The organism is Streptomyces sp. SID5643 (genome assembly GCF_009872555.1).
Lineage (GTDB): Bacteria > Actinomycetota > Actinomycetes > Streptomycetales > Streptomycetaceae > Streptomyces > Streptomyces iakyrus.
This window is the reverse complement of the sequence record NZ_WWIC01000084.1, coordinates 143347-154039: the sequence shown is the minus strand read 5'-3', so window position 1 is coordinate 154039 and position 10693 is coordinate 143347. Positions and strand designations below refer to the sequence as shown.

General features: G+C 72.4%; 11 protein-coding genes and 1 tRNA gene. 6 read left to right on the top strand and 6 right to left on the bottom strand.

The genetic code is table 11. The features are described 5' to 3' along the window. On the bottom strand, positions 1-969 hold a 969-nt coding region (locus tag GTY56_RS10735), incomplete at its 3' end, for an nSTAND1 domain-containing NTPase (protein WP_524540092.1). Between the two features lie 390 nt (positions 970-1359). Between GTY56_RS10735 and GTY56_RS10730 the strand changes: the two genes are divergently transcribed. The 3 genes from GTY56_RS10730 (at position 1360) to GTY56_RS10720 (ending at position 2911) form a co-directional block, all read left to right on the top strand. After that, positions 1360-1827, top strand: a complete 468-nt coding sequence (locus tag GTY56_RS10730) for a hypothetical protein (protein ID WP_346345459.1) — start codon at positions 1360-1362, stop codon at positions 1825-1827. 88 nt (positions 1828-1915) lie between these two features. Continuing rightward, entirely contained in the window at positions 1916-2149 is a 234-nt protein-coding gene (locus GTY56_RS10725; protein WP_161364788.1) for a ferredoxin, read from the top strand. Positions 2150-2158: 9 nt separating this feature from the next. Further along, positions 2159-2911 carry a PIG-L deacetylase family protein gene (locus GTY56_RS10720; RefSeq protein ID WP_161364786.1) on the top strand — a complete coding sequence of 251 codons (753 nt, stop codon included), beginning with the start codon at positions 2159-2161 and terminating at the stop codon, positions 2909-2911. 9 nt (positions 2912-2920) lie between these two features. Here GTY56_RS10720 and GTY56_RS10715 read toward each other — a convergent pair whose 3' ends face one another. The 3 genes from GTY56_RS10715 to GTY56_RS10705 all read right to left on the bottom strand — a co-directional run bounded on the left by GTY56_RS10715 (position 2921) and on the right by GTY56_RS10705 (position 5884). Further along, on the bottom strand, positions 2921-3301 hold the full coding sequence (locus GTY56_RS10715; RefSeq protein WP_161364784.1) for a hypothetical protein: 381 nt from the start codon (positions 3299-3301) through the stop codon (positions 2921-2923). 1005 nt (positions 3302-4306) lie between these two features. Continuing rightward, a tRNA-Ser gene (locus tag GTY56_RS10710) sits at positions 4307-4393 on the bottom strand. Between the two features lie 63 nt (positions 4394-4456). Beyond that, positions 4457-5884 (bottom strand): trypsin-like peptidase domain-containing protein, encoded by a 1428-nt coding sequence (locus GTY56_RS10705; protein ID WP_161364782.1) that lies wholly within the window; start codon positions 5882-5884, stop codon positions 4457-4459. Between the two features lie 283 nt (positions 5885-6167). Here GTY56_RS10705 and GTY56_RS10700 point away from each other — a divergent pair, with 283 nt between their 5' ends. From GTY56_RS10700 to GTY56_RS10685, 3 genes are all read left to right on the top strand, one after another. After that, positions 6168-6995, top strand: coding sequence for a glycerophosphodiester phosphodiesterase family protein (locus tag GTY56_RS10700; protein ID WP_161364780.1), 828 nt, complete (start codon positions 6168-6170; stop codon positions 6993-6995). A gap of 180 nt (positions 6996-7175) precedes the next feature. Further along, positions 7176-7814, top strand: coding sequence for an ATP-binding protein (locus tag GTY56_RS10690; protein WP_202509987.1), 639 nt, complete (start codon positions 7176-7178; stop codon positions 7812-7814). A gap of 152 nt (positions 7815-7966) precedes the next feature. Then, positions 7967-8956 carry a DUF5926 family protein gene (locus tag GTY56_RS10685; RefSeq protein ID WP_161364776.1) on the top strand — a complete coding sequence of 330 codons (990 nt, stop codon included), beginning with the start codon at positions 7967-7969 and terminating at the stop codon, positions 8954-8956. Between the two features lie 244 nt (positions 8957-9200). Here the strand turns inward: GTY56_RS10685 and GTY56_RS10680 are convergent, their stop codons facing one another. After that, on the bottom strand, positions 9201-9863 hold the full coding sequence (locus GTY56_RS10680; RefSeq protein ID WP_161364774.1) for a TrbL/VirB6 family protein: 663 nt from the start codon (positions 9861-9863) through the stop codon (positions 9201-9203). Positions 9864-9918: 55 nt separating this feature from the next. Further along, entirely contained in the window at positions 9919-10581 is a 663-nt protein-coding gene (locus GTY56_RS10675) for a bifunctional DNA primase/polymerase (protein ID WP_161364773.1), read from the bottom strand. Positions 10582-10693: the final 112 nt, after the last annotated feature.

The following is a 10693-nucleotide window of genomic DNA, read 5'->3' as shown; positions in this document are numbered from 1 at the left end:
GGCCGGTCGGGGGGCGGGCTCCTGAGGGGCGGGTACCTGAGGGGCGGGCTCCTCAGGGGCGGGGTTCTCTGCGGGGGACGGTCCGGGGCCGTCCGTGGAAGAGGAACCGGCGACTCCACCGGGAGAGGCCTCCGGGACCCCCCGGGGGGACCCGTCGGATCCGGCCGCCTCCGGCCGGGCCGAGGCTCCCCCAGCCGGGGCCGGGGCCGGGGCCGGGGCCGGGGCCGGGGCCGACACGACGGATGCCAGCTCGGGGATGCGGCGGCACAGTTCCCCGAGCGGATCACCCCCCGGTACGAGCTGCACGACGTTCCGCACCCGACCGCTGCCGTCGCCGTCGTCCCCGCCCCGCGCACCGCCCCGCGCACCGCCCCGCAGGGCCGGCACCAGACCGGCGTTCAGCAGCGAGGACTTCCCCGCCCCCGACGCGCCCACGAGCATCACCAGGCCGCCCGTCTCCGCGGCGGCCCCGAGCTGGGTGACGAGCGCGTCCGTGCTCCGCTCCCGGCCGAAGAACCACCGGGCGTCCTCCCGGCGGTAGGAGGCCAGCCCGCGGTACGGGCACACTCCGCCGGGCGCGGACGCGGCCCCCTCCACGGACCGTTCCTCGGCCGCGGACGCCGCGGGGCGCTCGCCGACCGGGTCGGCCACCGCGCGTTCCCAGAGCCGCTGCCACTGACCGAGGTCGTACAGGCCGGGGGAGACCGGCGTGGGCCGCGAGCGCCGCGCCTCGGGAATCAGCACCTGGAGCACGGCCGCGAGAGCGGGGAACTGGGCCGGTACGTTCCGGGCCCGCCGCCAGTCGCTGATGCGCTGGGCGGACACCCGCACGGGCCGCCCGCGTTCGTCGACCCGCTGGAGCCGGACGACTGCTTCGGACACCCGTTTGAGAGGAGGGTTGCCGGCTTCCTTGTACAGCAGTGCGAGGCGTTCCGCGAAGGCGGTGCGTGCCCCCGAGTCGGAACTCAAGGTCTCAGCTCCTTACTTGCCACGCCTGGACGTCCGGACCGGAAAGCTCACTTTATATGGCTGACCTGCGGTAATACCGTCCGCTGGACGCCGGAACCTCCTCCCCGGTGGCCGAAAATGGCAGGATCCGGACGCACCAGCGGGCTCATCCGGTCAGCTGCCGTCCGAGCCGGACGAGGACAGCCCCACCGTTCGGTACCGGTCCCCACGAGGGGAGGGACCGGTGCCGGACGACGTGGTGATCCTCCCCGGCGGACCCCACCCCGCAACCCCGGCGGGCCGTCCGGTTCACTCCCGGCCGCCGGCACTCCGAACCCTGGATAACTGACGACCCGTCAGTTATGGTCGCCCTGCCGTACCGCATCGGAGCGATGTGCAGGGGTGAGCGCAGTGGAGTCACGTCCCGAGAGCCCACAGCCGCAGGGTGCTCCGCGCTGGGTCGCGATGTTCTACCGGCCGGCCGCGGGTTCCTGGCGTACGGCAGCGCAGTCGCCCCACCGCTCCCCCGTGCTGTACGCCCTCGGCGAGATGACCCGGGCCGTGCGGGCCCGGGGCGACGAGGTGACGGTGGCCCTGTGGGGGCCGAAGGACGGCGCGTGGCACCGGTACGACGCCCCGCAGCCGCGGACCGCCCCTCACCGGCCGGATCCTGGGCCCTCCCCCGGCGAACCGGCCACCCTGGCCGAGCGGATGACCGGCCGCCGTCATCAAGTCCTCATGGCCGGCCTGACCAACGCGGGCCTCCACGACCTCTCCCCCGACGACGACACGACCGTCCAGACCTTGGCCGAACGGCTCGACGAGGCCGCCGTACGCCGGGTCGCGCACTGGCTGACGACCGCCGGGGGCACGCGGTAGCCGGGCCGGTTCAGCCGACGGCGCGCTGGGCAGGCAGACTCCCGACGGCCACCGGCTCCCGATGCCGTCAGGAGGGGGACAAAGCGGTATGAAGGTCTTCGTCGACCGCGATCTCTGCTACGGCTCGGCCGAGTGCGCCCACCGGGCTCCGGCCGTCTTCGAGTTCGTCGACGGCTTCGGGGTCGTCCGCCCGGGCCGCGAACAGACGGCCGAGGACCCGGAGGTCCTGGAGGCGGTGGAGAAGTGCCCGAGCCAGGCGATCGGCACCACCGGCTCGGCGCAGGCGCCGCCGGACGTGCCGGACCTGCCGGACCCGCGTTAGGGCGGGACGATGCCGTCGCCGAGCGTCCTCGCGGTCTTCGCCCACCCCGATGACGAGTCGCTGTCGGCGGGCGGCATCCTCGCCCGCCACGCCGGCGCAGGAGCGCGCACGGCCGTCGTCACGCCGACCTGGTCGGCGGACACCCCGCGCGCCGCCGAACTGGCCGAGGCGCTCCGCATCCTGGGCGCCGGCCCGCCCCGCATGCTGGGCTACGCCGACTCCCGCGTCCCGCGCTCGGCCCCGGGCAGACCACGCTGGTGCGACGCCCCGCTGGACGAGGCGGTGGGGGAACTGGTCGCGCACCTCCGCGACGTCCGCCCGGAGATCGTCGTCACCCACGACGCCTACGGCGGCCTGACCGGCCATGAGGACCACGTGCACACCCACCGGGTGACCACGCTCGCGGTCCACGCCGCCGGTCTGGAACGCCTCTTTCCGGAAGCCGGGGAACCCTGGCAGCCGAGCACCCTGTACCTGGCCACCCACCCGCACTCGGCCCTGCGGGCGTGGGGCGGGGACTGGGCCCCCACGGGCAAGGCGATGCGCACGGTCCCCGACGAACGCGTCTCCGCCACGGTCGACGTCACCCCCTGGCTGGACCGGAAGATCGCCGCGGTCCTGGCCCACCGCACGGAAGTGGCACGGGGAGCCGCGCCGGGCCTGATCGCCGCCCTCTCCGCGCCGGAGCGGGAACGGCTGCTCGGCACGGAGTGGTACACCTGCCACGACCTGACTCCGACGGCGCCTCCACCGCCGGAGTGATCCTGGTGCTCAGTCGTCCCCCGGCGGACCACCCAGCTCCAGGACGAGGTGATAGCCGCCGGCCAGGTCGACACCGGTCCGCTCGCGGAGCAGCTTGACGGCGGCGATCTGCTGGTCGTCATCGAGCAGAGCGGTCAGCTCCGCGACCAGCCCGGCATCCAGCCGGCGCAGCGCGGCCAGCCCCTCGGCGCTGCTCGTGGGCAACACCCGCCCCTCGGCGAGCAGTTCCACGGCCTCCCGGGCCGGCCCGCGCTTGAGCCAGGAGCCCCTGCGCAACCGCCGCACGGCCTTGCCCGTACGCCCGTCCGCGGCCAGCGCCCTGGCCTCGTCCTGGGCCTCCCGCCCGACGGGGGTGATGAGGGCGGCCGTACGCGCCTTGGTGTTCGTCATGGCACTCCTGCGTCGTGGGGTCTCCAGGCTGAAGACGGTACGGAGCCGGTCACCGTTGCCCCGTGCGGAGGGGGTACCCCTCCTCGCGGGCTGCCCGTTTCCGCTCCGCCGACCTACGCGCCGGGGGTCACGGGCACGAACACACGACGACGGCCCCGACAGCTCACAGGTCAGGGGCCGTTCTCACTGCCCACCAAGCGGAGGCGGTGGGATGTGGACCCACGGTGACATCGCATCTGCCGCACCGCATTCGCGGACGAGGGCCGCCCCGTCGAGATCAACGAGATGACCAGACGGGATGGGAGCCGGGGAGAGTGGTGGGCTCGGGCTTCGGCGAAGCCGAACGTCGTAACGAAGGCGAAAGCCCGAAGCAGGTCAATTGTTGTCGGCCGAGATGTCCGAGCGCATGGCACCTCTGGTCTCCAGACGCAGTTCCAGGTACCTGCGTGTCAGTTCCTCAAGTTCATCGCTGTCAAGGCGCGCCCCCGCGCTCACGGCGTCGCGCATCATTCGCACGGCCCGACTGCATTCCTCAGCCGGGCGAACGACGGAGGGCGGCGCGAGAAGCTCCAACTCATGGCGTGAGGCGTAGCAGTGGGTGTAGGCCGACCGTGTCAGCCGGTACCGCTCGCCCGCATCGAGGCCAGGCGTGGCAGCAATGTTCCGCAGATCGCTGCCAGCTTGAGCATGAGCCGCGAGAAACCTTGAGTAGAGCTCCCGCCGTGTCCTATCCCACTCAGACACCGATTCTCGCCGCGCTCTTCGGTGCTCCACGAGAAGTGCCGATCCCAGAGCAATCACGCCACCAGCAAGTGTTGCAAGTAGTGATATCCAGGCCACTTCGGAACGGTACAAGCGTCGGACACGGGGGCCCAGTGGGCGTGCCGCAGCCGTGCCCGATACAGCGGTAAGCCACGGGAAACACCGGGCAGTCGCGCAGCCCCGGCATGAGAACGGCCCCCGACCAATCATCCAGGTCAGGGGCCGTTCTCACTGCTCTCAGCGCGGAGGCGGTGGGATTTGAACCCACGGTGACATCGCTGCCACGACGGTTTTCAAGACCGTTCCCTTCGGCCGCTCGGGCACGCCTCCCCGCGCCGGCCGTGATCGGCGGCGCGGGGACAAGGGTAACGGGTCGGTGCGGGCGGGTGGGGGTCAGTTGTCGCCGACGCGGGATCCCAGGGTGACCTCGGCCGTACGCTGCTTGCCGTCGCGCTCGTAGGTGATCGTGACCTTGTCGCCGGGCTGGTGGGTCCAGATCTCGCCGATCAGGGTGGGGCCGGAGTCGATGACCCGGTCGTCGAGCTTGATGATGACGTCGCCCGGCTTGAGGCCCGCCTTCGCGGCCGGGCCGCCCGGCTCGACCGGTGCCGCGCCGCCCGCGCCCTGGTCGGTGATCTGCGCGCCGTCGGAGCTGTCGTCCAGGGAGACGGACGCGCCGATCTTCGCGTACACCGGCTTGCCGTTCTTGATCAGCTCCTGGGCGACGTACTTGGCCTGGTTGATCGGGATGGCGAAGCCCAGGCCGATCGAGCCCGACTGCCCCGTGCCGAAGCCGCCGTTGCCGGTGGACTGGATCGCGGAGTTGATGCCGATGACGTTGCCCCGCGCGTCCAGCAGCGGCCCGCCGGAGTTGCCCGGGTTGATCGAGGCGTCGGTCTGCAGGGCGCTCATGTACGACGCCTGGCTGCCGCTGCCGTCGCTGGAGGCAACCGGGCGGTTCTTGGCGCTGATGATGCCCGTCGTCACCGTGTCGGACAGGCCGAACGGGGCGCCGATCGCGATGGTCGAGTCGCCGACGGCCACCTTGTCCGAGTCGCCGAGGGTGAGCGGCTTCAGGTCGGAGGGGGCGTTCTTGAGCTTGATGACCGCCACGTCGTAGCCCTGCGCGTGACCGACCACCTCGGCGTCGTACTTCTTGCCGGTCGGGAAGGTCGCCGTGAGCTTGCCGCCGTCCACGGCGTCCGCCACCACGTGGTTGTTCGTGACGATGTGACCCTGCTTGTCGAAGACGAAGCCCGTGCCGGTACCGCCCTCGCCGCTGGTGCTCTCGGCCTCGATCGTGACCGTGCTGGGCAGCGCCTTCGCGGCGACGCCCGCGGTCGTGCCCGGGTCGCGCTTGACGTCGCCGCCGTTCGCTGAGGCCGAGACCGTGGTGGAGCCCGTGCTCTCGTCGTTGTCCTTCGCCAGCACGTAGCCGAGCCCACCGCCCAGGCCGCCCGCGACCAGCGCGGCCACCAGGAGCGCGGCGACCAGACCACCGCGTCCACGGCCCGACTTCGGCGCCGGCTGCTGGTACGACGAACCCCAGCCGCCCGGACCGGACCCGGAACCGCCGTCGCCGTAGGGGGCGGTCGGCGGCGGGGGCGGGGGCCAGGACGGGTCGGGGGCGGAGGAGGAGGCGCCGGGGTGGCCTTCGCCGCCGGATGCGCCCGGCCCCTGAGGGGCCTGCCCCTGGGCGTCCTGCCCGTACGGCCCCTGGGGAGCCTGTGCCTGGGGCGCCGGAGCAGCGGGAGCGTCCACCGGCACGGGGGGTGCGGACGGGGCGGGGGGTACCGCGGTGCCCTCGTTCTCGGTGCTCACAGCTTCTCTCCTAGATCCACGGCTGTTGTCCGGGTCGGGTCACGCTGTTTCACGCCGGTCGACGGGTCCGGCGCGATGCAGCTGTGCTTGTCCCTTTGTATGCCGTCAGCTTTTCCCACCGGCCGTCAGAGCACCATAAGCGGTGGCTGTGCGTCCGGGGCCATTCTTTATATAGGTCATTACCGGCGAAAAGGATGCAATCCCAGTGCCTCCGTCCGGACCTGCACATCCGTCGAGTCCGTCCGACCGGACGCCTACCCGCACTCGGTGGCACCATGACGCGGTGACCCACGCACGACAGCACGTCATTCAAGTCGTCGCCCACCGCGGAGCCTCCGAGGACGCCCCGGAACACACCCTGGCCGCGTACACCAAGGCGATCGAGGACGGCGCGGACGCCCTCGAATGCGATGTGCGCCTCACCGCCGACGGCCACCTGGTGTGCGTACACGACCGCCGGATCAACCGTACGTCCAACGGCCGCGGAGCGGTCTCCGCGCTGGAGCTCGCCGACCTCGCCGCCCTGGACTTCGGCTCCTGGAAGAGGGGCGAGGCCTGGAAGGGGCGCGACGAGGAACCCGACTGGGAGCACCGTCCGGAGGACCGCGAGGCGACCTCCGTCCTCACCCTGGAGCGACTGCTGGAACTCGTCGCCGACGCCGGGCGCCGCGTGGAACTGGCCATCGAGACCAAGCACCCCACCCGCTGGGCGGGACAGGTGGAGGACCGGCTGCTGGTCCTGCTGAAGCGGTTCGGCCTCGATGCCCCGGCCTCCGCGGAGGAGTCACAGGTGCGGGTCATGAGCTTCTCGGCCCGTTCGCTGCACCGCGTGCGTGCCGCCTCACCGACCCTCCCGACGGTCTATCTGACGCAGTTCCTCTCACCCCGGCTGCGCGACGGACGGCTGCCCCCGGGCGTGCGGATCGCGGGCCCCTCCATCCGGATCGTGCGCAACCACCCCCTGTACATCGAGCGCCTGAAGCAGTCCGGGCACCGGGTGCACGTGTGGACCGTGAACGAGCCCGCGGACGTGGACCACTGCGTCGGGCTGGGCGTCGACGCCATCATCACCAACCGCCCGCGCGCGGTGCTGGACCAGCTCGGCCGCTGACGCACGGCATCGACCCGGCGTAGGTGTCGCCAACCTCTCAAGTCACACCAGACCCACGCACACCTCTTGACCCCGTCCCCCGCCGGACGGGATCCTCCCTTCTCGGCCAATACGACGGTTTCCAGCCATGCGATTACAGGGAGTGCTCCGGCGCGTTCGATCCGTGTTCGGTCGTGGTGAATGCGTCATGGGACGTGGGTTGGCCGGTTTCCGGTACAGGCCAATGGGGCATCCACACCGTGGCGTGGGGCGAAGGAGGTCTCGGGGGTGGCGTTGGTGGTGGCACAGGAGGTGCCCACGTCGTCGAGCATGGCCGTACCCCATGGCCCTGCGGGCGTGGGGGAAGCGCGACACCGGATGCGTACGCAGTTGCGCGGAGGCGGAGTCGCGGAATCGGTCATCGACGACGCCGTACTGATCCTTTCCGAACTCTTGAGCAACGCGTGCAAACACGGCAGGCCCCTGGGGGACGCGCTGTCCGGTGACGGAGACGTCCGCGCCGCCTGGCGCGTGGACCCGGCCGGCCGGCTCATCGTCGAGGTCACGGACGGCGGCGGTCCGACCCGCCCCGCCCCCGCGACCCCGTCGGTCACGGCGCACGGCGGCCGCGGACTGAACATCATCACTGCCCTCGCCGACGACTGGGGCGTACGCGACGACATCCGCGGCGAGGTCACCGTGTGGGTCATCGTCCACGAGGACGTCCACGACCCGGACGCGGGCCACCGCCGTGACGACTTCGCGACGCGGGTCGCCGCCCCCGCGGTCTCCCGGATACCCGGCCTGGGTTTCGCGGACGCCTTCGACGACGGGGACTGACGTGCACGACGACAGGCACTGACGTGCACGACGCCGTGGGCTGAGCGCGTACGCCGCGCTGAGAGGGTGTTGTCCACAGGGCCCGGTGACCCGGCGCACGAACGGCTAGGCTCGCGACCGTACGAGACGAGCCGTAACCGGGAGACCCATCGATGGCCAAGAAGCGACCCCAGACGAAGGCCAAGCGCCCGCAGACCACGGGCGGGGCCCGCACCGCAGGTGCTGATGGAGACGTTCCGGTCGTCGGCGCCCGTGAACCCTGCCCCTGCGGCAGCGGCCGCCGCTACAAGGCCTGTCACGGCCGGGCCGCATCGCACGCCGCGACCGAGCTGGTGCACCGCCCCTTCGAGGGCCTGCCCGGCGAGTGCGACTGGGTGGCCCTGCGCGAGCTGGTCCCGGCGGCCACGGTCGAGCTGACCCTCAAGGACGGCCTGCCCGAGGGCGTCCCCGCGGTCACGCTCGCCACGGTCCTGCCGATGGCCTGGCCCGCCCTGCGCCGCGACGACGGCTCGGTCCTGCTCGGCCTGCAGAACGACACCTCCTCCGGCGACATCAGCCGCGACCTCGCCGACACCCTCCAGCGCGCCCTGGAAGCCGAGCCGGGCACCCCCGTCCAGGGCCGCCGCGCCCCGGCCGACAGCCCGCGGCTGCAGGATCTGCTCGACCCCGAGGGCGCGTTCGAGCCAGAAGTGCACAGCGGCTTCGAGTTCTGGGTCCCGGACCCGGAGAACGCCACGCCCGACGTGACCGCCTCCCTGGAGCGGGCCAACTCCGCGGCCATCCCGACCGTCAAGCTCCAGGGCGTGGACGCCGCGTACTGGTGCGAGACGCCGGAGAAGAACCATCTGCGGTGGGTCATGCCGCACGCCGAGGAGCTGCTTCTGGACGCCCTCGCGCGGCTGCACGCCGCGGGCCGCTCCAGCCTGGGCGAGGGCACCCGTCTGGTGGGCTCCTTCCGCGCTCACGGGCTCACGGTGCCGGTCTGGGACCTGCCGAGCGGGGTCACGGCCGAGGACGTGGAGAAGCCCGCGGCGGAGTTCGCCGAGCGCCTCGCCGCCGCCCTGGCGACGGACGCGCCGCTCACCGCTGAGGAGCGCCGCGCCCGCGGCGGTCTCACCAACCGGCAGGTCACGCTCAGCTGACGCCCGTCCCGGCGCCCGGCCGGCCGGTTCGCCGGCGGGCCGGGCTGTCGCGTCCTGGAGGATCACAACTCCCGTCGCGGACAAGCCAGTCGGTGACCGGAAAGGCGAGTTCGAATTTGCGAACCGCCGATCTCTTGTTACCGTTCCTGTAGCCCGGTTGCTGGTGCATCCCCCGTCGCCAGCAACCGGGTCTTTTTCATGTCCGCTTCCGTTCACGGAACGCAGCGGCTCCTCAACTGCCCGTTCACTCGGGCGAGTTGCTCCCCGAGCGCAGCAGCAGCGGGCCCCGCCCGCCCCGCTCGGCGAACTCCGCGACAGCCGTGTACGCCGCCGGATCCCCGCGCGTCGGCTCCCGGGGCGTCTCACACGTCCCCGGCTCGTCCTCCGCCCTCACGGCGCACGTCATCCGCACGCTCCGGTCGTCAGGACCCATCAGGCTCAGGACGGCGTCCAGCGCCTCGCCCGTCGCGTTGCGGTAGTAGGTCCGCGCCCAGGTCTCGGCGCCCCGCGTCATCACGCAGGTCTGGGCCTCGATGCCGTCGGGCGAGGAGAGTCCGGGGCCGCAGCGCACTGCGGTCGACGGACCCGGGCCGAGCACGGGGCGGCCGGGGGCCCCGGGTGCCTTGGTGTCGGCGCGCGGAGCGGGACGCAGGGCACCGGAACCGGCCGCACGGCCATCGGCACCCACCGAACCCACCGACCCCACGGCGCCCTTGGGCACCGAGGCCCCCACAGAGCTCTTGGAACCCGTGGCGCCCACAGAGCCTTTGGAACCGGGGGACCCCACGGGCCCCGCGGACGCCACCGCCAGTGGCAGTGCGGCCGCGCACGTCGCCACGACGCCCGCGAGGGCGAACAGTCTGGTCTTTCGGGGGTCCCGGGAGCGGCCCCGGGCATGACGCCGCATGGCTCCGGAACTTAACGCGCCGGAGCGGGCGCCGGGCTCGGCGCGCCCGACAGCCCTACAACTCGGGCGCGCTCACACCCGTACGAGTGAGGGCTTCGACCACGGCGTCCACCACGGCCTCGACGTCGGGCACCCACGGCGAGGCCGAGCCGGGCAGCGGCGCGCGCTCCCAGCGGATCTCGCCCTGGCCCGTCCCGGACGGGGGCAGGGCCAGGTAGCCGCCCTCGCCGTGGAAGCGCAGGGAGCCGGGCACGAAGTCCTTGGCGTAGAGCAGTTCGCCGAGCTGCTCCATGGAGTACGGCTTGACGAGGATCGCCCAGCGGGCGGGGGAGGCGACGACCGGTCCGAGCCGCATGCCCATCTCGTCGAGCGCCTTGAGGGCGCGGGCAGCAGGCAGGGCCGGCAGCGACACCGCGCAGGGCGCGTGGCCGCCGGTGGCCAGGACGATCGGCGCCGTCGGCCGGTTGCCCCACCACCAGCGCACCATGCGTTCGTCGGTGGTGGCCGCGAGGAGGCCGGGGTCGAAGGGGTGGGCGCCGGGCACCGTGCAGTCGGGGTCGGGGCAGCTGCAGCGGGAGTGCCCCTGCGGGTCCGCCGCTACGCCCGGGAGTACGGGCCACTGCCATTCCGTCGCGTAGGTCAGGGCCGCGCCGATCAGTTCAGGCCCCTCGCTGCGCTGGGACAGGAGCCTGCGTCGCCTTCCGAGGATCTCGCGCATGAGCGCTCGTTCCTTTCCGTTGCACGCCTGGCAACACCGTGGTCCACATCACATCATGTGTCGATCACTTCACTGTGCGTACCTGTTGGCGCATCACACCCCTGCTGAAAGC

Excerpts from the sequence above, each read along its gene's own strand:
- GTY56_RS10725 (WP_161364788.1), top strand. The coding sequence starts at position 1,916 with ATGAAGGTCTTCGTCGACCGCGATCTCTGCTACGGCTCGGCCGAGTGC.
- GTY56_RS10720 (WP_161364786.1), top strand. The coding sequence starts at position 2,159 with ATGCCGTCGCCGAGCGTCCTCGCGGTCTTCGCCCACCCCGATGACGAG.
- GTY56_RS10715 (WP_161364784.1), bottom strand. The coding sequence starts at position 3,301 with ATGACGAACACCAAGGCGCGTACGGCCGCCCTCATCACCCCCGTCGGG.
- GTY56_RS10690 (WP_202509987.1), top strand. The coding sequence starts at position 7,176 with ATGCGTCATGGGACGTGGGTTGGCCGGTTTCCGGTACAGGCCAATGGG.
- GTY56_RS10685 (WP_161364776.1), top strand. The coding sequence starts at position 7,967 with ATGGCCAAGAAGCGACCCCAGACGAAGGCCAAGCGCCCGCAGACCACG.
- GTY56_RS10680 (WP_161364774.1), bottom strand. The coding sequence starts at position 9,863 with ATGCGGCGTCATGCCCGGGGCCGCTCCCGGGACCCCCGAAAGACCAGA.
- GTY56_RS10675 (WP_161364773.1), bottom strand. The coding sequence starts at position 10,581 with ATGCGCGAGATCCTCGGAAGGCGACGCAGGCTCCTGTCCCAGCGCAGC.